Origin of the sequence: Paraburkholderia domus (assembly GCF_905220705.1) — a bacterium.
GTDB lineage: Bacteria > Pseudomonadota > Gammaproteobacteria > Burkholderiales > Burkholderiaceae > Paraburkholderia > Paraburkholderia domus.
In genome coordinates this window covers 163,292-184,281 of record NZ_CAJNAT010000002.1, presented here as the reverse complement: position 1 = coordinate 184,281, position 20,990 = coordinate 163,292, and the positions used below count along the sequence as shown (strand labels likewise).

The window sequence follows — 20,990 nt, the reverse complement described above, 5'->3', positions numbered from 1 at the left end:
CCCCATCTCAGGATCTGACCGTTCGATGAACCCGATTTCGCTCTTTTGCATCCTCGCAGGTGTCACGTTGAACGCCTGCGCACAGTTGCTGCTCAAAGCCGGAACGAATGCCGTTGGACACTTCGAATTCACCCGTGCGAACATCCTGCCCATTGGCCTGAAGCTCGCGTTCCAGCCGCCGATCATCGGCGGGCTGGCCTGCTATGTGATCAGCGTGGGCGTCTGGGTGGTCGGACTCTCTCGGGTGGACGTGTCCATTGCCTATCCGATGTTGTCGCTCGGATACGTCGTCAACGCGTTCGCAGCGTGGTATCTGTTCGGCGAAGTCATGTCAGTGCAGAAGCTGGTCGGGATCGGCATCATCCTGGTCGGCGTATTCATCCTGGCGCGCAGCTAGGCGGCACGGCCCCGGCAGCGCTTTGCCGGGCACAATTTATTACCGTTTATTGCGGTACCGGTGCATGCGCGGCGAGAATACCGGCGACAAAAGATGCCGTAAGCCGGGCCTCATCTCCGGCCAGACAGAATGTAGAGTTGACCGCGGTATCCTTTGCGGTTGCGTCCTTTTTTAGCCGTGGCCTTGGGTTTGCGCGTAGTTTGTGCTTTACTTCGCGCCCTTCGGGTTGCGCCCCTTTCAATCGAGCGAAGCATTCATGAGCCAGTCAACAGTCCCGTTCCTGCCGTTTGTCAAACCCGAAATCGATGAAGAAACGATTCAGGGCGTCGCTGACGTGCTCCGCTCCGGCTGGATCACCACCGGCCCGCAGAATCAGAAATTCGAAGCGGCGCTGTCCGAGTTTTGCGGCGGCCGTCCGGTGCGTACGTTCAATTCCGGCACCGCGACGCTCGAAATCGGGCTGCGCATCGCCGGCGTGGGCGAAGGCGACGAAGTCATCACCACGCCCGCCTCGTGGGTCGCGACCAGCAACGTGATCTACGAAGTCGGCGCGACGCCGGTGTTCGTCGACATCGACCCAGCCACCCGCAATATCGACCTCGATCTGCTGGAAAAGGCCATCACGCCGCGCACCAAGGCGCTCATTCCGGTCTATCTGTCGGGCCTGCCGGTCGACATGGACCGTCTGTATGCCATCGCCCGCGCGCACAAACTGCGTGTGATCGAAGACGCCGCCCAGGCATTCGGTTCGACGTGGAAAGGCGAGCGGATCGGCAAGCTCGGCGATATCGTGTCGTTCAGCTTCCACGCGAACAAGAATCTGACTTCGATCGAAGGCGGCGCACTGGTGCTGAACAACGAGGAAGAAGCCATCCTCGCGCAGAAGTACCGTCTGCAAGGCATCACGCGCACGGGCTTCGACGGCATGGACTGCGATCTGCTCGGCGGCAAGTACAACCTGACGGACGTTGCCGCGCGTGTCGGCCTCGGCCAGATGCCGCATCTCGAGCGCTTCATTGCGCAGCGCAAAAAACTGGCGCGCGCGTACTTCGCCGGCTTCGAAGGCGGCGCGGCAGTCAAACTGGGCGTCGGCCTGCCATTGGCGGACTTCGAGAACAGCAACTGGCACATGTTCCTGATCACGCTGCCGCTCGAGAAGCTCTCGATCGACCGCGCCGGCTTCATGGGTGCGCTGAAAGAGCGTGGCATCGGCTCGGGCGTGCACTATCCTGCGATTCATCTGTTTTCGCTGTACCGTGCGCGCGGCTTCAAGGAAGGCATGTTCCCGCATGCGGAGCGCTACGGCGCCAGCACGGTCACGCTGCCGCTCTTCACGCTGATGAACGAAGGCGACGTGGAACGGGTCTGCCGAGCGGTCAATGAAATTTGCGAACAATACGGAAAATAAGCGGAAATGAGTTATTCGGAACATCGCGCCGTCGCACCGGAAGTGTCGATCATCATCCCGGTGTACAACGAGGAAGCCGGGCTGGCCGCGCTGTTCGCGCGCCTGTACCCGGCGCTCGACGCGCTCGGCACCGGCTATGAAGTCATCTTCATCAACGACGGCAGCCGCGACAAATCCGCAGCCCTGCTCGCCGAGCAGTTTCGCGCGCGGCCCGACACGACGCGCGTGATCCTGCTGAACGGCAACTACGGCCAGCACATGGCGATTCTGGCGGGCTTCGAGCAATCGCGCGGCGAGATCGTCATCACGCTCGACGCCGACCTGCAAAATCCGCCGGAAGAAATCGCCAAGCTCGTCAACAAGATGCGCGAAGGTTACGACTACGTCGGCACGATCCGTCTGCAACGCCAGGACAGCTTGTGGCGCCGCAAGGCGTCGCGCGCAATGAACCGCCTGCGCGAGCGCATCACGCGCATCAAGATGACCGATCAGGGTTGCATGCTGCGCGCGTACAGCCGCCACATCATCGACACGATTAATCGCTGCGGTGAAATCAACACGTTCATCCCGGCGCTGGCCTACACATTCGCGCAGAATCCGGTCGAAATCGAAGTCGCGCACGAAGAACGTTTTGCAGGCGAATCGAAGTACTCGCTGTATTCGCTGATCCGTTTGAATTTCGACCTGGTCACCGGCTTCTCGGTGGTGCCGCTGCAATGGCTGTCGTTCATCGGTGTGATCCTGTCGCTCGGGTCCGCGGCGCTGTTCGTGCTGCTGCTGATTCGCCGCTTCATCATCGGCGCGGAAGTGCAAGGTGTGTTCACGCTGTTCGCTGTCATCTTCTTCCTGCTCGGCGTGATCATCTTCGCGTTGGGCCTGCTGGGTGAATACATCGGCCGGATTTATCAACAGGTGCGCGCGCGTCCGCGTTATCTGGTACAGACGATTCTCGAGCAGCGCGACGGCACCACCGTGACCGAAGCGCCGCGCCAGGCGGTTGTGCAGGCCGTGCAAGCCGCGCCGCTAGTCGATCAGGGCCCGAACCCATGAAGCCACGTGCCGTCGTATTCGCGTATCACAACGTCGGCGTGCGCTGCCTGCAGACGCTGCTCGCGCGAGGTGTCGAGGTGGCGCTGGTCGTCACGCATGAGGACAGCCCGACCGAAAATATCTGGTTCGGCAGCGTCGCCTCGGTGGCGGGCGAACACGGTATTCCGGTCGTCACGCCGGCCGATCCGAAGAGCGCCGAATTGCGCGCAGCGGTGAGCGCGGCGCGGCCGGACTTCATCTTTTCGTTCTACTACCGCCACATGTTGCCGGTCGACCTGCTGGCGCTCGCCGCACGGGGCGCTTACAACATGCACGGCTCGCTCCTGCCGAAATATCGCGGCCGCGTGCCGACCAACTGGGCGGTGATCCACGGCGAAACCGAAACCGGCGCGACGCTGCACGAAATGGCCGCCAAGCCCGACGCGGGTGCGATCATCGCGCAAACGCCGGTGCCGATCCTGCCCGACGACACCGCCGCGCAAGTGTTCGACAAGGTCACGGTGGCCGCCGAGCAAACCCTCTGGCGCGTGCTCCCGGCGCTGCTCGCGGGCGAAGCACCGCATCTGCCGAACGATCTGACGCACGGCAGCTACTACGGCGGGCGCAAGCCTGAAGACGGCCGGATCGACTGGACGCAACCCGCGCAGCAGGTCTACAACCTGATCCGCGCGGTCGCTCCGCCCTATCCCGGCGCTTTTACCGATATCGAAGGGCAGCGTTTCATCATCGCCCGTGCGCGTCTGGCAGCGCCCGGCGCACTTCGCTCGGATTTGCCGCCGGGCCTGCACGTAAGCGATAATGCCGTTTTTGCGATATGCGGCGACGGCCGCTCGATCGCCATCCACGAATTGCGGCACCAGCATGACGGCAACGAAACCGTTGTCGCTCCGGCCGAATTCGCCCGGCTCATCCAAACTCCCCTCCAAACTCCCCGTTACTCATGAAAAAAGTCCTGATTCTGGGTGTGAACGGCTTCATCGGCCATCACCTGTCCAAACGCATTCTCGAAACGACCGATTGGGAAGTCTTCGGGATGGACATGCAGACCGAACGTCTGGGCGACCTCATCAATCATGAACGGATGCACTTCTTCGAAGGCGACATCACGATCAACAAGGAGTGGGTCGAGTATCACATCAAGAAGTGCGATGTGATCCTGCCGCTGGTCGCGATCGCCACGCCCGCCACTTACGTCAAGCAGCCGCTGCGCGTGTTCGAACTGGATTTCGAAGCGAACCTGCCGATCGTGCGTTCGGCCGTCAAGTACGGCAAGCACCTCGTGTTCCCGTCGACCTCCGAGGTCTACGGCATGTGCACGGACGAACAGTTCGATCCGGAAGAGTCGCAACTGTCGTACGGTCCGATCAACAAGCCGCGCTGGATCTACGCGTGCTCCAAGCAGTTGATGGACCGCGTGATCTGGGGTTACGGCATGGAAGGCCTGAACTTCACGCTGTTCCGTCCGTTCAACTGGATCGGCCCGGGCCTCGACTCGATCTACACGCCGAAGGAAGGCAGCTCGCGCGTGGTCACGCAGTTCCTCGGCCACATCGTGCGCGGCGAGAACATCAGTCTGGTGGACGGCGGCGCGCAAAAGCGCGCGTTCACGGATATCGACGACGGCATCGGCGCGCTGATGAAAATCATCGAGAACAAGGACGGCGTCGCCACGGGCAAGATCTATAACATCGGCAACCCGACCAACAACTTCTCGGTGCGCGAGCTCGCGCACAAGATGCTGACCCTGGCCGCCGAATTCCCGGAATACGCCGAGCTCGCAAAGAAGGTGCAGCTGGTCGAAACGTCGTCGGGCACGTACTACGGTGCGGGCTACCAGGACGTACAGAACCGCGTGCCGAAGATCGACAACACGATGCAGGAACTCGGCTGGGCGCCGAAGTCGACGTTCGACGAAGCGCTGCGCAAGATTTTCGAAGCGTATCGTGGCCATGTCGCCGAAGCTCGCGCCCTCGTCGAACAACAATAAGGCCTGATCCTTGGCTCGTATCGTCCTGAAGATCGACGTCGACACGCTACGCGGCACCCGCGAAGGCGTGCCGAATCTCGCGCGCATCTTCGATCGCTTCAAGGCGCGCGCCACTTTCCTCTTCAGCCTCGGGCCCGACCACACCGGTTGGGCGATGCGCCGCGTGTTGCGGCCGGGCTTTCTGAAGAAAGTGTCGCGCACGTCGGTGGTCGAACATTACGGCATCAAGCAATTGATGTACGGCGTGCTGCTGCCTGGACCGGACATCGGTGTGAAAACCGCCGCAGAAATGCGCGCGATTCATGAAGCCGGTTTCGAATGCGGCATTCACACGTGGGACCACGTTTATTGGCAGGACAACGTGCGTTCGCAAGACCGCGAGTGGACCGAGAAGCAGATGCAGAAGAGCTTCAACCGCTTCGTCGCGATCTTCGGTGCACCGCCCGTCACGCACGGTGCGGCCGGCTGGCAGATGAATGGCCATGCGTTCGAACAGATCGACGCCTGGGGCATGCATTACGCGTCCGACGGGCGCGGCCACTCGCCGTATCTTCCGGTGGTCGGGGGCAGGCAACTGTCACACGTGCAAATGCCCACCACCCTGCCCACGCTTGATGAAGTGCTGGGCGTGGATGGCGTAGATGAGCACAACGTCGCCGCATGGATGCTGAAGCACACCGAAAACAATCCGCACGATCAGGTGTTCACGCTGCACGCGGAACTCGAAGGGCAAAAGCTCGCACCGATTTTCGAACAGCTGCTGGAAGGCTGGCGCGCGCAAGGCCACACCTTCGCGACCATGGGTGATTACTACGCCACGCTAGACCGCAGCACGCTGCCATCGTACCCTGTTACGTGGGGCGAAATTCCTGGCCGCTCCGGCGAGTTGATTGTTCAGCCCTGACTGGCCAATCCATCGCCGGCCCTGACGACCCAACCACCGCGCGAGAGTAAGCAGCGCATCGGTTGACCTCCCCAAAAGCCTCGATGCCAGGCCGCCGGTGCCGCAGTCATGCGGCACCGGCGGCCATAACAACCGGAGAACCTCGTGCCTATCGCAGTCGACCAACCCATCCCCGACTTTACCGCCCCCGCTACCGGTGGCGATATCACGCTGTCCAAGCTGCGGGGCAAGAAGGTGGTGCTGTATTTTTATCCGAAGGACAACACGCCGGGCTGCACGACCGAAGGTCTGCAATTCCGCGATCTGTATCCGAAGTTCAAAAAAGCCGGCGCGGAAATTCTCGGCGTGTCGCGCGACAGCCTGCGTTCGCATGACAATTTCAAGGCAAAGCTCGAACTGCCGTTTGCGTTGATCTCAGACCCGGAAGAAACGTTGTGTCTGCTCTTCGGCGTCATGAAATTGAAGAAAATGTATGGCAAAGAAGTACGTGGGATCGAACGCTCCACGTTCCTGATCGACGCCGAAGGCGTGCTGCGCCAGGAGTGGCGCGGCGTGAAAGTGCCAGGGCACGTCGATGACATTCTGGAGGCTGTACAAGCGCTTTGAGGCGCGTTATATTGGGTTCCAATGAGTGCCTGTCCACCCCACACTTTTCGCAACTGCGCCAGACTTGACGGCCGTTTTGTCGGTTCCGTCGAAGTCATGAGGCGCAACGCGATAACCGAAGGCGAGCCGCTTGTCCCGTACGCCGGGGCGGCGGCTTTTTTAATTGCGCGCAGCCGTTCGTTCACTCGGCCACGCGTTTCCGTTAAGGAGCCGATCGAAAACCAGGCGAACCGGCATCTCTAGACCGAATGCGCGCCTCCGGGCGCAAACTGCGTGTGCACTCACTGGCACCGGCAGAATGCGACAGGCGGCGCACGAAATGTGACCCGATTATTTCGAGGGAAACCATGCCTTTGCCTACCCCCCCCAGCAAGCTCGGCAATCTCCTGCCGCCTGACGAATACAAGGCCAAAGCCGCCACGCCGGCGCGCTCCGCCGCGAAGAAACAGGCAGTCGGAGGGGAGTCAGCAGAGTCGGCCGATTACGGCCGCGCGAACGTCGCCACACCGATGGCGCACGCCGCCAATGCCGCGACCACCTTGCGGCCCGTGCCGGCAGCGTCGGCCTCCCCCGCTGCGTCTGCATCCGCCGAGCAAGCTGCACCGGCGCGCAGCACAGCGGCTCCCGGCCGCAAAGCGAAACAGACCGCCGCATTGCTGCAACCGGTTCCCGCTGCCCGTCCGCAAGCCGAACCGGCTGCTGTTCCCACGCCCGCTGCCAAATCGCAGCCGGTCGTCGCGCGCGCGCCAAGCGCGAAAGACCCGGCCGCAAGCACACCCGCAGCCGTAGCACCCAGCACGCGCGGCACCAGCAAGAAGCGCGGCGCGTCCACCGACCCGCTCGAAATGCAGAAGCTTTTCGTGCTCGACACGAACGTGCTGATGCACGATCCAAGCTGCCTGTTCCGTTTCGAGGAACACGACGTCTATCTGCCGATGATGACGTTGGAAGAACTCGACAACCACAAGAAAGGCATGTCCGAAGTCGCGCGTAACGCTCGCCAGGTGAGCCGCACGCTGGACGCCTTGGTGGCGAACGCCGGCAACATCTCGGACGGCATTTCGCTTGCGCGTCTCGGCAGCCGTGAGGCGTCCGGGCGCCTGTATTTCCAGACCAAGCTCAACGCCATCGAGCCGGTCGAAGGTCTGCCGGAAGGCAAGGCCGACAACCAGATTCTCGGCGTGGTGCGTGCGTTGCAGCGCGACCGGATGGATCGCCAGGTCGTGCTGGTGTCGAAAGACATCAACATGCGTATCAAGGCGCACGCGCTAGGCCTGCCCGCGGAAGATTACTTCAACGACCAGGTGCTCGAAGACAGCGATCTGCTGTACTCAGGCATCCGCGCGCTGCCGCAGGATTTCTGGACCAAGCACGCGAAAGGCATGGAGAGCTGGCAGGACACCAAAACCGGCACCACGTATTACCGTGTGACGGGTCCGCTGTGCGCCTCGATGCTGGTCAACGAGTTCGTCTACCTGGAGCCGCAGAACGGCGAGCCGACGTTTCATGCGCTGGTGCGCGAGTTGAACGGCAAGACGGCGCTGCTGCAAACCTTGCGCGACTACGGCCACCACAAGAACAACGTGTGGGGCATCACCGCACGCAATCGCGAGCAGAACTTCGCGCTGAACCTGTTGATGAATCCGGAGATCGACTTCGTCACGCTGCTGGGTCAGGCCGGTACCGGCAAGACCCTGGTCGCGCTCGCGGCCGGCTTGGCGCAGGTGCTCGACGACAAGCGCTACAACGAGATCATCGTGACGCGTGCAACGGTGCCGGTCGGTGAAGACATCGGCTTTCTGCCGGGTACGGAAGAGGAAAAAATGCAGCCGTGGATGGGTGCATTCGACGACAACCTCGAAGTCCTGCAGAAAACCGACGACGCCGCTGGCGAATGGGGCCGTGCCGCGACTCAGGAACTGATCCGCTCGCGCCTGAAGGTCAAGAGCATGAACTTCATGCGCGGCCGTACGTTCGTGGACAAGTACCTGATCATCGACGAGGCGCAAAACCTGACGCCGAAGCAGATGAAGACGTTGGTCACGCGTGCCGGTCCGGGCACGAAGATCATCTGTCTGGGCAACATTGCGCAGATCGATACGCCTTACCTGACAGAAGGCAGCTCGGGTCTGACATACGTGGTCGACCGCTTCAAGGGCTGGGCGCATAGCGGGCATGTGACGCTGGCACGCGGCGAACGCTCGCGTCTGGCGGATTACGCGTCGGAAATCCTTTAAGTTTCAACGCCTTAGTTTTGCCGCGAAGCCGCGTCCGGATTGCTCCGGACGCGGCTTTTTCATTGGCGGCACGTTCCGTTCCGGCCACACTTAGCGCGCAAACTTCAAGTAATTTGTCAAGAAATCTTGCCTGAGCCATGTTCGACGGGCTACCATCCCGAAATCGTCCGCCATTAAACGAGCGTTTACCGCTTCCGTCGTCTCCATGCGCCGACTCGCCTTTTCGCTGCTGACCGTTTTGCTGCTCGCCGCTTGCGCCGGCACGCCGCAAAAGACGTCGCGCGGGCCGGGTTCTTCGGTCGTGGTCACGAACGGCGCTTATCATCCGCCACCGCCGGGCTTCCCGAATTTCGTCGACCACAGCATTGGCCGCGAGGAAATCTCGATCCAGGCGATGAGTCTGGTCGGTATTCCATACCGTTGGGGTGGTAATACGCCGGATAGTGGGTTCGATTGCAGCGGATTGGTTCGCTACGTGGTGTCACGCGCCGCTTCTGTGAATCTGCCGCGGACTACCGCGGATATGAGCGGTCGCGGCGAATCGATCGAACCGGATGAAATCGCGCCGGGTGATCTGATTTTCTTCAACACCACCGGGCGCGCGCATTCGCACGTCGGCATTTATGTGGGCAAGCTGCGCTTTGTCAACGCGCCATCGACGGGTGGCACCGTGCGTCTCGACTATTTGACCAATCCCTATTGGGCCAAGCGCTTCGACGGTATTCGTCGTGTTGCAGCGCCGGCAGCGACACCAGCGCCGTTCGATACACCGAGCTATCAGGCTACGGCGCCGCAACCCGAACGCGTCACGCCGGTGGCTCAGGCAGCACCGGTTTATGCCGGCGCCGCGGTAACGGCACAATCTGCGGGCTCCTCGGCGAACACGGTGGCAACGCGGCCTTCGGGCTATGCCGCGAATCCGGTGGCTCCGCAGCAGTCGGCTCGTGTCGCGGCGACCAGTCAGGTGCCGCTGACTGCAGCCACCCAGCCCGCGGTTGCTACGGCTTTCGTATCGTCACCGCAAGCTGATCCGTTCGAACCGCCGCCGCCCGGCATGAGCGCCGCGCAGATGCAGGCGCGCGCGGCAGGCGCGGCGTCTCCGCTGCCCGTTCCGGCCACTCAAGCAAGCACGTACGATGCCGCTGCGGGCGCTACAAATCAGCAGGCGCCGGCTGTACGCGCTGAAGCGCCAACGGTTGCCGCCCGCGCGCCGGATCCGATCGACGCCGCTGCCGATGCATTCGAGCCGCCGCCTCCCGCTTCCGTCGCAGCGCGCCAGGCCCAACAGGCCCAGCAGACTGATGGGAACACAGGTGTGCAGATCATGCGCGCCTCGACGGCGTCGCGTGGCATCCCTGCCCCGACGCAAACCACCGACGATCCAATCGCGCGCTTCGCCAACGGCAATTTCTAGCGGCGCGGGCCGTGGCCGGCGGCTCGTTCGCGACTCGTGACCGTGCCGCCTACAGTTAGTCGCGCGGCAGCGCCCACACGGCTCACCTCGAACCAGTCCATCCCCGCTGCGCTGCCGATCTGCTATCGTCATCGATATTCTTCTGACAGCGGGTGATGACGATGGATCTCGGGCTGAAAGACAAAGTGGTGTTGATCACGGGCGGCAGCAAAGGGATCGGGCTCGCCTGCGCCCGAGCGTTTGCCCTGGAAGGGGCGAAAGTGGCGATCGTTTCGCGCGACCCCGCGAATCTCGCACGCGCTTATGAACAGTTGAAGCAAGAGGGCCTGCACGTGCATCGGACCCGTGCCGACCTGCACGAACCGCACAGTGCAGCGGACATCGTAGAGGAAGTCAGCACTGCGGTCGGCCCCATCGACGTGCTGATCAACAGCGCCGGTGCAGCCCGCCGCTATGATCCGGAAACGCTGGACGCCGATGCGTTTCGCGCGACCATGGAAGCAAAGTATTTCCCCTACATCTACCCGCAGCAGGAAGTGCTGCGGCGCATGGCCGAACGCGTGAAGGCTGGGGACGGCACCGCACCCGGCACGATCGTCAATATCATCGGCATGGGCGGCAAGATCGCGAGCGACATCCATATCGCCGGTGGTGCCGCGAACGCCGCACTGATGCTCGCCACCGTCGGCCTCGCGCACTACTACGCGCGCTACGGCATTCGCATCAATGCAATCAATCCGGGTTCGACACTGACCGAGCGCGTCGAAGAAGCGGTCAAGCTGGAAGCGTCGCAGCAAGGCATCGAAAGCGCGGACGCGTTGGCGCGCGGGCAAGCCAAAGTGCCGCTCGGGCGCTATGCAAAACCGGAGGAAATTGCCGACGTCGCGCTGTTTCTGGCGAGCCGCCGCGCGAGCTATGTGACGGGCGCGATCGTCCCGATGGATGGAGGCAGCACGCCGCTGATCTAAGCGGCGCGCTTTTTTACAGTTTTACAGCGCGAACAGCCTGGCGGCTTGACAGCCACGCCGTCCGCGCCGCGCGCTTACAGGAAGCGGTGGCCGAGCCACCAGGCAGCCGCGGAGAGCGCCGCGGAGGCCGGGATCGTCAGAATCCATGCCCAGACGATGTTGCCGGCCACCCCCCAACGCACCGCGCTCAACTTCTGCGTCGCGCCGACACCGACGATCGCGCCGGTGATCGTATGCGTGGTAGATACCGGAATACCGAGCCAGGACGCCGTGAACAGCGTGATCGCACCGCCCGTCTCCGCGCAGAAACCGCCGACCGGCTTCAGCTTGGTGATCTTCTGGCCCATCGTGCGGACGATCCGCCAGCCGCCGAACAACGTGCCAATACCCATCGACAGATAGCAGCCGCCGATCACCCACAGCGGCGGCGCATCTGCAATTGAGGATGCGTAGCCGGTCGCGATCAGCAGCATCCAGATGATACCGATGGTTTTCTGCGCGTCATTACCGCCGTGACCGAGGCTATACAAGCCGGCGGAGACCAGTTGCAGACGCCGGAACCGCCGGTCGACTTTGCTCGGTGGCGTGCGGAAATAGATCCACGACACCGCCAGCATGAAGAATGAGCCCAGTACGAAACCGAGTAGCGGCGAGATGAAAATGAAGGCAACCGTCTTCATCAATCCGTCGATATTGAGCGAACCCCAGCCCGACTTGGCGAGTGCCGCGCCCACCAGCCCACCGATCAGCGCATGCGACGAACTGGACGGAATACCGTAATGCCAAGTGATGATGTTCCAGCCGATGGCCCCGACCAACGCCCCAAAAATGACGTAGTGGTCGACGATATTCGGATCGATCGTGCCTTTGCCGACCGTCTGCGCCACTTTCAGGTGGAACACGAAATACGCGATAACGTTGAACGCGGCCGCGAAGGCCACGGCCTGCTGCGGCTTAAGCACGCCGGTCGACACGACCGTGGCGATCGAATTCGCCGCGTCGTGGAAACCATTCATGAAATCGAAAATCAGCGCGACGGCGACCAGGCCGGCGACGACCCAGATAGCAAGTTGTATCGATTGCATTATGCGTTTTCCAGCACGATGCCTTCGATAATGTTCGCCACGTCCTCACACTTGTCGGTGATGGTTTCGAGCAGTTCGTAGATCGCCTTCAGCTTGATCAGCGTCTTGACGTTGTCTTCTTCACGGAAAAGTTTCGACATGGCCGAGCGCAGCACGCGGTCGGCTTCCGATTCCAGACGGTCGATGTCCTCGCACGCCTTCAGAATCTGGCTCGCCTGCTTCATGTCCGACAGCAGGCTGACGGCGAATTGCACGCGCTCGGAGGTAGCTGTGCAGATGTGCGCCAACTGGCTCGCTTCAGAGGTCACCGCCTGCACGTCGTACAGCGAGATAGCGGTGGCGACGTCCTCCATCAGATCGAGGATGTCGTCCATCGTGGTGATCAGCTTGTGGATCTCGTCGCGATCGAGCGGCGTGATGAAGGTCTTGTGCAGCAGGTCGATGGCTTCGTGCGTAAGCTTGTCCGCGGCCTTTTCGGCCTTCTGCACGTTTTGCTTGTGGGTCTCCGCGTCCTGCAGATTGTCGATCAGCAGCTCAAGTTCACGGCTTGCCGAGACGATGCACGTTGCGTGCGCATTGAAAATTTCAAAGAACTTGCCCTCGGTGGGCATGAAACGACCGAACATTGGGATCCCGGAAATTGGTCACATTATGGCTGACATAAAACCGCCACATTGTACCGTTCCGGGATCAATGTCGTGCTTCTGAAAGCGCCGTTACAACAGGTCCAGCAGTTCGCTCCGCGGTTATTTTTTACTCGCTGTAGAAATTCTGCGCGCCCGCAAAGTTATCGAACTTCGTGAATTGCCCATGGAACGTGAGCCGAACAGGGCCGATCGGACCATTCCGCTGCTTACCGATGATGATCTCCGCCGTGCCTTTGTCCGGGCTGTCCGGGTTGTACACCTCATCGCGATAAATGAACAGAATGACGTCCGCATCCTGCTCGATAGCGCCGGATTCGCGCAAGTCGGACATGATCGGCCGCTTGTTCGGGCGCTGTTCGAGACCCCGGTTGAGCTGCGACAACGCAATTACGGGGACGTCGAGTTCCTTGGCGAGACTCTTCAGCGAACGCGAGATTTCCGAGATTTCGGTCGCGCGGTTTTCACCCGACGACGAACCACTCATCAGCTGCAAATAGTCGATGATGATCAGGCCAAGCTTGCCGCACTGGCGCGACAGCCGACGCGCGCGCGAACGCAGTTCCATCGGGTTCAGGCCACCGGTTTCGTCGATGAAAATCTGCGCCTCGCTCATTTTCTGCACCGCGTGCGTGAGCTTCGGCCAATCCTCGTCGGTCAGGCGCCCGGTCCGCATGCGGTGCTGGTCGAGCCGGCCGACCGAGCCCAGCATACGCATGGTGAGTTGCGAGCCCGGCATTTCCATGGAGAACACAGCGACTGGCAGGCCATACTCGACCGCCACGTATTCGCCGACGTTCATCGAAAACGCCGTTTTACCCATTGACGGGCGACCTGCCACGATGATCAGCTCGCCGCCGTGCATACCGGAGGTCATGCGGTCCAGGTCGACAAAACCGGTCGGTGTGCCGGTCACGTCACTCGGATTGGCGGTGTGATACAGCGTGTCGATTCGCTCGACCACCTCGGTCAGCAACGGCCCGATTTCCAGGAAGCCCTGCGTACCGCGCGCACCGTCTTCGGCGATCGAAAACACCTTCGATTCGGCCTCGTCCAGCAACTGGCGGACTTCCTTACCCTGCGGGTTGAAAGCGTCGGCGGAAATTTCGTCGGCCACGGACACGAGGCGGCGCAGTACCGCGCGATCGCGCACGATTTCCGCGTAGCGGCGGATATTGGCCGCGCTCGGCGTGTTCTGTGCCAGCGCATTCAGGTACGCGAGACCGCCGACCTCTTCCGCCTTGCCCGAGGTGCCGAGCGCCTCGTACACGGTAATCACGTCGGCCGGACGCGTCGCCGCGATCAGCTTGCCGATGTGCTCGAAAATGATGCGGTGGTCGTATCGGTAAAAATCGCTCTGCGACAGGAAGTCGGCGATGCGGTCCCATGCCGCGTTGTCGAGCAGCAGGCCGCCCAGCACCGACTGCTCGGCTTCGATCGAATGCGGCGGGACTTTCAGCGACTCGATTTGGGGATCTTTGGACGGTGCGTTCATGGAGAGGAATTATCGGGGTAAATGCGCGCGGATGGAAATCAAAAACCGATACTTCGATGCGTCGAAAACGGGCAATAAAAAAGGCAGGGGCCGGTCACCCGGCCCCTGCCTTTTGCCAGCAACTACCTGGCAGATGCTGCTAAATGCTTAGACGTGTTCGCCGATCACAGCCACGTTCACATCGACGAGCACGTCGGTGTGCAGCGAGATCTGAACAGCGTGGTCGCCAACCAGCTTCAGCGGGCCTTCCGGCAGACGCACTTGCGCCTTTTCCACTGCGAAGCCTTGCTTGACCAAAGCGTCAGCGATGTCGGCGTTCGTCACCGAACCAAACAGACGGCCGTCGACGCCAGCCTTCTGATTGATCTGAACCGTCGAGCCTGCCAGCTTTTCGCCTTGAGCTTGAGCGATAGCCAGCTTTTCAGCGGCGATCTTTTCGAGTTCAGCGCGGCGAACTTCGAATTCAGCCAGGGCTTCCTTCGTTGCACGGCGAGCTTGCTTGTTCGGGATCAGGAAGTTACGTGCGTAACCGTCCTTGACCTTCACGATATCGCCCAGGTTGCCCAGATTGACGACTTTTTCCAGAAGAATAATTTGCATTCGGATACTCCTTATCGCGTCGTCGGGTTAGGCCTTGTGCTGGTCGGTGTACGGCACCAGCGCGAGGAAACGTGCGCGCTTGATTGCCGTATCCAGCTGGCGTTGATAGTGCGACTTCGTACCCGTGAGACGCGCCGGCGTGATCTTGCCGTTTTCGCCGATGAAGTCCTTCAGCGTTTCAAGGTCCTTGTAGTCGATGTGATCGACGTTAGCGGCCGTGAAACGGCAGAACTTCTTGCGCTTGAAGAGCGGATTTTGTTGCTGACGACGCTTGTCGAATTTCTTACCAGTCGGGCGGGGCATGTTCAGTCCTTTCCAATGTCCTGCAATTCTGTGATGTGAAATACCAGAGTTCTTGCGTTGCGGTGCTTTTTCGCCAGAAAGCCTGTGAAGAGCGTTTCTACGCCCATCTGACAGCCTTCCAGCTTACCGCTCGCCTCGCCTGCGGCTACCGCCTGCATGGTCAATTCGACTTGCCGGGCAATGCCGGCTTCGACGACTTCCGTGCGGTGGTGCAACGTGCAACCTGCAATCGGAACGCCGGCGGGGGTATACCGCACCGGTTCGCGTTCGACGACGCTGGCCGTAAGTTGCAGCCGATTCATGTAGCCTTTGGCGAGAACTACGCTTGTTCTGGTAGCTTAAATAGTGTGTCTTAAGCCTGCGCTTCGGACGGTTGCGTAGCAGCCGACTTCTTGGCTTCTTCGCGCTGCACTTCCTTCATCATCGGCGACGGGCCGGTTTCGGCCTTCTTCATCTTGACGATCAGGTGACGCAGAACAGCGTCGTTGAACTTGAATGCGTGTTCCAGCTCGTCGAGCGTGGTTTGGTCGCATTCGATGTTCATGCAGACGTAGTGAGCCTTCGCGAGTTTCTCGATCATGTAGGCCAGTTGGCGACGGCCCCAGTCTTCGATACGGTGGATCTGGCCACCGTGCGAGGTGATCGTGCTCTTGTAACGCTCGATCATGGCGGGCACTTGCTCGCTCTGATCCGGATGCACGATAAATACGATTTCGTAATGACGCATATTCACTCCTTGTGCTGACTTATGGATTAAAGCCACCCGGGCGTCGGATCCGGTGTGGCAAGTGAGAAGCCAAAGAGTGTAACCCGAATGGGGCCGGGTTGCAAGATATCCCGTTAATGCGACACGCGAATCGGGTGTGTTTTCAAGGGTTTAGGACAGGGCGGACAAACGGAGACAAACGGCCAACACGCGTGCGAGCCCGGAAACATCACCGCCGGATCGCGCACGCAACTCCCGTTCAGCCCCCCTCTGTCTGCTCGCTGCCGCCCGCCAGACGGGCTTTCAGCGCCTTTTCGAGCCCGCTGAGCGCGTCCGGCGCGGCGTCGGTGACGGCCCACCAGGTCATCCCCTGCGCGCTCCAGTGCGCGAGCGAGTAACCCTCGCGGGTCTGCGCCATTGAAGGCCCAGCGGTCACTCCTGGTCCAGCATCAGCGGAGCGCGCTTCGGGGAACACATAGACGTCGATGACGTGCTTCTGATAGCGGTACACCAACACCGCCACCCGCTGATGCGCGATGTAATCCAGGCGGCCGCCTTCAAGCGGAAAACCGTTCGCCGCGAGGTCCTCGACCGGCGGCGAATAGTCGATCCTGCCGTTGAACCACGGCTTGACCGTGTGCCGGTCAGTCGAAATGACGTCGATGTCGTGACCGGACATTTGCGCCCGCACATGACTTTCGACCAGTTCATCGGAGAACCCGCCGCCTTGCGCCGGACGATGCAGATTCATGGTCACGCCCAGCGCCACCGCACCGAACGCGACCACCAGCGCGACGAGCCAGCCCTGCCCGATCGTTGCGCCTGAGCCTACGCCGCCGCCCGGCCGCCCCATCGCACCTTGCGGACGCAGCCAGCCATTCAGCCAATTACCCAGCCAATTCCGCTTCGGCCTCGGCTGCGCGGTGGCCCGCGGAGCTTCGACGGGCTCGTCGGCGACGGGGTCACCCTCCGGGAGGGCGGCAAGAATCCGCGCCCGCAGGGCATCCGGTGCCCGGTGATAAGGCTGTGTGCGCAGCGAAGCGCTCAACGTATGCAGATTTTCGCTTTCGCGCCGGCAGGCGTCGCAGCTGTCGATGTGCTGCTGGACGCGCTGCGCATCCGGCGCGGGCAATTCGTGGTCGGCGTTCGCATCGAGGAGCGGCCGCGCTTCGTTACAGTCCATCTGGCGTCTCCTGAGCTAAGCCGGCAGAGCTCGCGCCGGGGTTGTTGGATGGACGGCCGTTGGAGGCCGCCCGGAGTGGCGTGACAGACGCCGTGGGTGTCGTGCCTGCACCCGGCATGGTGGGCCGCGGCGCACAGCCCCCTCCTTGCTTCGCCATCAGCAGCGCGGCCAGTTTGCGCCTGCCCCGCGCGAGCCGCGACATCACCGTGCCGATCGGCACATCGGCCACCATTGCGATCTCCCGGTAACCCATCTCCTCGAGCTCCCGCAGGATCAGCACCTCGCGATACTCAACCGGCAACTGCGCCAGCGCCTCGTGCACGAGCTTCGTGTCTTCATCGCGAATCAGGAGCGTCTGCGGATCGGCGCCGCCCGCGCTCCAGCCGTCGAAAGTCGCGTCGTCCATGGTGTCGTCGAACTCGACCACTTCGTGCGACGACGCGCGCCGCCGCCACTCCGTGTACCAGGTGCGGCGCACGATCGCGAGCAGCCACGGCCGTGCCGAGTCGCCCCGGAAGGTGTCGAAGAAACGGAACGCGCGCATGAACGCTTCCTGCACCACGTCGTCGGCATCGTTGGCGTTGCCGCACAGCCAGCGTGCAAGGTTGTACGCGGCGTCGAGATGCGGCAGCGCCAGTTGCTGAAAACGGCGGCTCCTTGCTGCATCGGCGTCGGCATCGACGTGCGCGCGCGCGGCATGTGAATCGGTTTGGACCACCTGGGCCCTCCAGGGCATTGCGGCTAGGCTATGTGATTCGTTTTGACTCGCTCATCACACATAACCGGTCATATGCCGAGTTTATTCCCGCCTTCGCCCTGAATCCGAATATATAAGCCATCAGTAGGTCGAGCGATTCCAGTAATCCTCGCTGGCATACACCTCTTTCAGATAGTCGATGAAGTAGCGCACCTTGGCCGGCACATAACGTTGCTGCGGATAGACCGCCAGGATGTCGTAGTCGGGCAGCGCGAATTCATCCAGCACGGTTTCCAGCTCACCGCGCGCCAGTTGCTGCTGGATTTCCCACGTGGAGCGCCAGCCGAGTCCGCGCCCTTCGGATACCCAGCGATGTAGCAGCTCGCCGTCGTTGCAGTCGAGCGTGCCGCCCACCCGCACCGTCGCCAGTTTGCCGTTGCGGCGGAAGTACCAGCCGCGGTTCTGCCCGCCTTGCAGGTTGAACGCCAGGCAGTTGTGCTGCGGCAGGTCTTCGAGCGTTTTCGGCTTGCCGTATTTGCGGAAATACTCCGGCGTACCGCACACCACACGCCGGTTCGACGCCAGCTTCACCGCAACGAAATTCGGATCGACCGCGCCGCCGATCCGGATTGACAGGTCATACCCCTCGCGCACCAGATCCACAACCCGGTCAGTCAGGTTGAACGACACCTGCAATTCCGGCTTGTCGGCAAGAAAGGCCGGCGCGAGCGGCGCAACGTGCTTGCGCCCGAATGCGGCCGGCGCCGACACGATCAGATGGCCGTTCACCGCGCGCCGTCCAGCGCTCAGTTCGTTTTCCGCCTGGTCCCATTCGGTCAGCAGGCCGCGGCAGCGCTCGAGAAATGCTGCACCGTCTTCGCTGACCACGAGGCGCCGCGTCGAGCGGTACATCAGCTTCACGCCGAGGCGTTTTTCCAGCGCGTCGATGCGGCGCCCGAGAATCACCGGCGACACGCCCTCCTCCAGCGCGGCTGCCGCAAGACTGCCCGCGTCGGCGACGCGCACGAAAGTTTCGATTTGTTTGAAGCGGTCCATGTTTGTCTCCTGGTCCCATGCATCGCTGCGCCCCGTATCGCGCCTCGAGGCCAATAGCTCTAGGTTGGATGCTTCCGGCTCCTGCAACCTGGCTATCCGTTTTCGGCTTTCTGCGTCATAGCCCTAGCCTCGGGTTCGAAGCGCCTACGCCCCTCTAGGGGCCGCGCATCAGACCTCACAGCCGCGCAAGCCGTTCCGGCCCCGCAAAGCCACGCGCCATTCCATACTTTTTGTTTCGAAATAAGCGACCCGGACTGATCTTATCAAACCTTTAGGTGAAGCCTACAGTTCGCTCAACACCTTTTGGTTTGCACATCCGTCAGCGAATGCGTTAGCCAACCCATTCGCCCACCCAAGACATTCAGGAGACATTCATGGCCAAGATGAGAGCCGTCGACGCAGCCGTGCTGGTGCTCGAAAAAGAAGGCATCGACACTGCATTCGGTGTTCCGGGCGCAGCAATCAACCCGTTCTACTCGGCCATGCGCAAGGCAGGCAACATCAGCCACGTGCTGGCGCGTCACGTTGAAGGCGCATCGCACATGGCCGAAGGCTATACGCGCGCCAAGCCGGGCAACATCGGCGTGTGTATCGGCACGTCGGGTCCTGCCGGTACCGACATGATCACCGGTTTGTACTCCGCTCAGGCCGACTCGATTCCTATTCTGGCTATCACGGGCCAGGCACCGCGCGCGCGTCTGTACAAGGAAGACTTCCAGGCCGTCGATATCGAATCGATCGCCAAGCCGGTCACCAAGTGGGCCGTCACCGTGCGTGAACCGGCGCTGGTGCCGCGTGTGTTCCAGCAGGCATTCCACCTGATGCGCTCGGGCCGTCCGGGTCCGGTGCTGGTCGACCTGCCGATCGACGTGCAGCTCGCCGAAATCGAATTCGACATCGACACGTACGAACCGCTGCCGGTCTACAAGCCGAAAGCGACACGCAAGCAGATCGAAGCCGCGTTGACGATGCTCAACAACGCTGAAAAGCCGTTGATCGTGTCGGGTGGCGGCGTGCTCAACGCAGCCGCTGAAGACCTGCTCGTGACGTTCGCCGAAACCATCGGCGTGCCGGTGATCCCGACGCTGATGTCGTGGGGCGCGATTCCCGACGACCATCCGCTGATGGCCGGCATGGTCGGCTTGCAAACCTCGCACCGCTACGGCAACGCGACGATGCTCGCCTCCGACTTCGTGCTCGGCATCGGCAACCGCTGGGCGAATCGTCACACGGGTAGCGTCGAGGTTTATACCAAGGGCCGTAAGTTCGTGCATGTGGACATCGAACCGACGCAGATCGGCCGCGTGTTCGGTCCGGACCTCGGCATCGTGTCGGACGCGAAAGCCGCGCTCGAACTGTTCGTTGAAGTGGCGAAGGAATGGAAGGCAGCCGGCAAGCTGAAGGACCGCAGTGCATGGGTCGCCGATTGCCAGCAACGCAAGAAGACGATGCTGCGCAAGACGCACTTCGACAACGTGCCGATGAAGCCGCAGCGCGTGTACGAAGAGATGAACCAGGTGTTCGGCCGCGATACGTGCTACGTGAGCACGATTGGTTTGTCGCAGATCGCCGGTGCGCAATTCCTGCACGTCTACAAGGCACGCAACTGGATCAACTGCGGCCAGGCAGGCCCGCTCGGCTGGACGATTCCGGCAGCGCTCGGTGTGCGCGCAGCAGACCCGCAACGTCAGATCGTCGCACTTTCGGGTGACTACGACTTCCAGTTCATGATCGAAGAACTGGCAGCCGGCGCGCAATTCAAGCTGCCGTACGTACACGTGGTGGTGAACAACTCGTACCTCGGTTTGATCCGTCAGGCACAGCGCGCGTTCGATATGGACTTCTGCGTGCAACTCGGTTTCGAGAACATCAACGCGCCGGAAATGAACGGCTACGGCGTGGACCACGTCGCGGTTGCTGAAGGCCTGGGTTGCAAGGCGATCCGCGTGTTCAAGCCGGAAGAACTCAAGCCGGCCCTGCTGAAAGCGCAATCGATGCTCTCCGAGTTCAGCGTGCCGGTGATCGTCGAAGTGATCCTCGAACGTGTGACCAACATTTCGATGGGCACCGAGATCGACGCGATCAACGAGTTCGAAGACCTGGCTGAGAAGCGCGAAGATGCGCCGACGGCAATCAGCATGCTCGACTGAGCGTCCTGACGCTTTGAAACCATGAGCATCACATGAGCGCGGCTCGGCATCACTGAACCGCGCTCATGAAGTTATTCCACTGACCGACCAGCGAGACAAA

The 20,990-nt window shown here is 61.6% G+C and carries 21 protein-coding genes; 11 read left to right on the top strand and 10 right to left on the bottom strand.

Going from position 1 to position 20,990, the window contains the following annotated elements:
* The first annotated feature begins 25 nt into the window (after window positions 1-25).
* The 10 genes from KHO31_RS06005 (at window position 26) to KHO31_RS05960 (ending at window position 10,971) form a co-directional block, all read left to right on the top strand.
* Window positions 26-397, top strand: a complete 372-nt coding sequence (locus KHO31_RS06005; RefSeq protein ID WP_201076144.1) for an EamA family transporter — start codon at window positions 26-28, stop codon at window positions 395-397.
* 256 nt (window positions 398-653) lie between these two features.
* The gene (locus KHO31_RS06000) at window positions 654-1,805 is read left to right on the top strand and encodes a DegT/DnrJ/EryC1/StrS family aminotransferase (protein ID WP_201076146.1); all 1,152 of its coding nucleotides are present in this window, start codon (window positions 654-656) and stop codon (window positions 1,803-1,805) included.
* 6 nt (window positions 1,806-1,811) lie between these two features.
* A complete protein-coding gene (locus KHO31_RS05995) occupies window positions 1,812-2,855 on the top strand; it encodes a glycosyltransferase (RefSeq protein ID WP_201076148.1) in 1,044 nt (347 codons plus the stop codon).
* On the top strand, window positions 2,852-3,799 hold the full coding sequence (locus KHO31_RS05990; protein ID WP_211622896.1) for a formyltransferase: 948 nt from the start codon (window positions 2,852-2,854) through the stop codon (window positions 3,797-3,799). Before KHO31_RS05995 ends, KHO31_RS05990 begins: the two co-directional genes overlap by 4 nt.
* Complete coding sequence (locus KHO31_RS05985) at window positions 3,796-4,842, top strand: bifunctional UDP-4-keto-pentose/UDP-xylose synthase (RefSeq protein WP_211622894.1); 1,047 nt, start codon at window positions 3,796-3,798, stop codon at window positions 4,840-4,842. The genes KHO31_RS05990 and KHO31_RS05985 overlap by 4 nt, the downstream gene beginning before the upstream one ends.
* A 10-nt stretch (window positions 4,843-4,852) precedes the next feature.
* Window positions 4,853-5,746, top strand: coding sequence for a polysaccharide deacetylase family protein (locus KHO31_RS05980; RefSeq protein ID WP_201076152.1), 894 nt, complete (start codon window positions 4,853-4,855; stop codon window positions 5,744-5,746).
* A gap of 144 nt (window positions 5,747-5,890) precedes the next feature.
* Window positions 5,891-6,352 carry a peroxiredoxin gene (locus KHO31_RS05975; RefSeq protein ID WP_201076154.1) on the top strand — a complete coding sequence of 154 codons (462 nt, stop codon included), beginning with the start codon at window positions 5,891-5,893 and terminating at the stop codon, window positions 6,350-6,352.
* A gap of 347 nt (window positions 6,353-6,699) precedes the next feature.
* Window positions 6,700-8,589, top strand: coding sequence for a PhoH family protein (locus KHO31_RS05970; protein ID WP_201076155.1), 1,890 nt, complete (start codon window positions 6,700-6,702; stop codon window positions 8,587-8,589).
* Between the two features lie 205 nt (window positions 8,590-8,794).
* Entirely contained in the window at window positions 8,795-10,003 is a 1,209-nt protein-coding gene (locus KHO31_RS05965) for a C40 family peptidase (protein WP_201085704.1), read from the top strand.
* 161 nt (window positions 10,004-10,164) lie between these two features.
* Complete coding sequence (locus KHO31_RS05960; RefSeq protein WP_201076462.1) at window positions 10,165-10,971, top strand: SDR family oxidoreductase; 807 nt, start codon at window positions 10,165-10,167, stop codon at window positions 10,969-10,971.
* 74 nt (window positions 10,972-11,045) lie between these two features.
* Here the strand turns inward: KHO31_RS05960 and KHO31_RS05955 are convergent, their stop codons facing one another.
* The 10 genes from KHO31_RS05955 to KHO31_RS05910 all read right to left on the bottom strand — a co-directional run bounded on the left by KHO31_RS05955 (window position 11,046) and on the right by KHO31_RS05910 (window position 18,740).
* Entirely contained in the window at window positions 11,046-12,056 is a 1,011-nt protein-coding gene (locus tag KHO31_RS05955; protein WP_201085703.1) for an inorganic phosphate transporter, read from the bottom strand.
* Entirely contained in the window at window positions 12,056-12,682 is a 627-nt protein-coding gene (locus KHO31_RS05950) for a DUF47 domain-containing protein (protein WP_028196679.1), read from the bottom strand. The genes KHO31_RS05955 and KHO31_RS05950 overlap by 1 nt, the downstream gene beginning before the upstream one ends.
* A 127-nt stretch (window positions 12,683-12,809) precedes the next feature.
* A complete protein-coding gene (locus KHO31_RS05945) occupies window positions 12,810-14,195 on the bottom strand; it encodes a replicative DNA helicase (RefSeq protein ID WP_063495982.1) in 1,386 nt (461 codons plus the stop codon).
* A 147-nt stretch (window positions 14,196-14,342) separates the two neighbouring features.
* Complete coding sequence (rplI, locus tag KHO31_RS05940) at window positions 14,343-14,795, bottom strand: 50S ribosomal protein L9 (protein ID WP_063495981.1); 453 nt, start codon at window positions 14,793-14,795, stop codon at window positions 14,343-14,345.
* Between the two features lie 27 nt (window positions 14,796-14,822).
* Window positions 14,823-15,098 (bottom strand): 30S ribosomal protein S18, encoded by a 276-nt coding sequence (rpsR, locus tag KHO31_RS05935; protein WP_012432802.1) that lies wholly within the window; start codon window positions 15,096-15,098, stop codon window positions 14,823-14,825.
* A gap of 2 nt (window positions 15,099-15,100) precedes the next feature.
* Window positions 15,101-15,400 (bottom strand): primosomal replication protein N, encoded by a 300-nt coding sequence (gene priB / locus KHO31_RS05930; RefSeq protein ID WP_028196682.1) that lies wholly within the window; start codon window positions 15,398-15,400, stop codon window positions 15,101-15,103.
* A 50-nt stretch (window positions 15,401-15,450) separates the two neighbouring features.
* On the bottom strand, window positions 15,451-15,825 hold the full coding sequence (rpsF, locus tag KHO31_RS05925) for a 30S ribosomal protein S6 (RefSeq protein WP_006048823.1): 375 nt from the start codon (window positions 15,823-15,825) through the stop codon (window positions 15,451-15,453).
* Window positions 15,826-16,063: 238 nt separating this feature from the next.
* Window positions 16,064-16,987: an anti-sigma factor family protein gene (locus KHO31_RS05920; protein WP_211622893.1), complete on the bottom strand. Its 924-nt coding sequence runs from the start codon at window positions 16,985-16,987 to the stop codon at window positions 16,064-16,066.
* Window positions 16,977-17,705: an RNA polymerase sigma factor gene (locus KHO31_RS05915; RefSeq protein WP_236061318.1), complete on the bottom strand. Its 729-nt coding sequence runs from the start codon at window positions 17,703-17,705 to the stop codon at window positions 16,977-16,979. The genes KHO31_RS05920 and KHO31_RS05915 overlap by 11 nt, the downstream gene beginning before the upstream one ends.
* A gap of 120 nt (window positions 17,706-17,825) precedes the next feature.
* Window positions 17,826-18,740 (bottom strand): LysR family transcriptional regulator, encoded by a 915-nt coding sequence (locus KHO31_RS05910; RefSeq protein WP_201076168.1) that lies wholly within the window; start codon window positions 18,738-18,740, stop codon window positions 17,826-17,828.
* Window positions 18,741-19,114: 374 nt separating this feature from the next.
* Here KHO31_RS05910 and gcl point away from each other — a divergent pair, with 374 nt between their 5' ends.
* Entirely contained in the window at window positions 19,115-20,890 is a 1,776-nt protein-coding gene (gene gcl / locus KHO31_RS05905; protein ID WP_201085700.1) for a glyoxylate carboligase, read from the top strand.
* Window positions 20,891-20,990 lie beyond the last annotated feature (100 nt).

Excerpts from the sequence above, each read along its gene's own strand:
- KHO31_RS06005 (WP_201076144.1), top strand. The coding sequence starts at position 26 with ATGAACCCGATTTCGCTCTTTTGCATCCTCGCAGGTGTCACGTTGAAC.
- KHO31_RS06000 (WP_201076146.1), top strand. The coding sequence starts at position 654 with ATGAGCCAGTCAACAGTCCCGTTCCTGCCGTTTGTCAAACCCGAAATC.
- KHO31_RS05995 (WP_201076148.1), top strand. The coding sequence starts at position 1,812 with ATGAGTTATTCGGAACATCGCGCCGTCGCACCGGAAGTGTCGATCATC.
- KHO31_RS05990 (WP_211622896.1), top strand. The coding sequence starts at position 2,852 with ATGAAGCCACGTGCCGTCGTATTCGCGTATCACAACGTCGGCGTGCGC.
- KHO31_RS05985 (WP_211622894.1), top strand. The coding sequence starts at position 3,796 with ATGAAAAAAGTCCTGATTCTGGGTGTGAACGGCTTCATCGGCCATCAC.
- KHO31_RS05970 (WP_201076155.1), top strand. The coding sequence starts at position 6,700 with ATGCCTTTGCCTACCCCCCCCAGCAAGCTCGGCAATCTCCTGCCGCCT.
- KHO31_RS05965 (WP_201085704.1), top strand. The coding sequence starts at position 8,795 with ATGCGCCGACTCGCCTTTTCGCTGCTGACCGTTTTGCTGCTCGCCGCT.
- KHO31_RS05960 (WP_201076462.1), top strand. The coding sequence starts at position 10,165 with ATGGATCTCGGGCTGAAAGACAAAGTGGTGTTGATCACGGGCGGCAGC.
- KHO31_RS05955 (WP_201085703.1), bottom strand. The coding sequence starts at position 12,056 with ATGCAATCGATACAACTTGCTATCTGGGTCGTCGCCGGCCTGGTCGCC.
- KHO31_RS05950 (WP_028196679.1), bottom strand. The coding sequence starts at position 12,682 with ATGTTCGGTCGTTTCATGCCCACCGAGGGCAAGTTCTTTGAAATTTTC.
- KHO31_RS05945 (WP_063495982.1), bottom strand. The coding sequence starts at position 14,195 with ATGAACGCACCGTCCAAAGATCCCCAAATCGAGTCGCTGAAAGTCCCG.
- rplI (WP_063495981.1), bottom strand. The coding sequence starts at position 14,795 with ATGCAAATTATTCTTCTGGAAAAAGTCGTCAATCTGGGCAACCTGGGC.
- rpsR (WP_012432802.1), bottom strand. The coding sequence starts at position 15,098 with ATGCCCCGCCCGACTGGTAAGAAATTCGACAAGCGTCGTCAGCAACAA.
- priB (WP_028196682.1), bottom strand. The coding sequence starts at position 15,400 with ATGAATCGGCTGCAACTTACGGCCAGCGTCGTCGAACGCGAACCGGTG.
- rpsF (WP_006048823.1), bottom strand. The coding sequence starts at position 15,825 with ATGCGTCATTACGAAATCGTATTTATCGTGCATCCGGATCAGAGCGAG.
- KHO31_RS05920 (WP_211622893.1), bottom strand. The coding sequence starts at position 16,987 with ATGGACTGTAACGAAGCGCGGCCGCTCCTCGATGCGAACGCCGACCAC.
- KHO31_RS05910 (WP_201076168.1), bottom strand. The coding sequence starts at position 18,740 with ATGGACCGCTTCAAACAAATCGAAACTTTCGTGCGCGTCGCCGACGCG.
- gcl (WP_201085700.1), top strand. The coding sequence starts at position 19,115 with ATGGCCAAGATGAGAGCCGTCGACGCAGCCGTGCTGGTGCTCGAAAAA.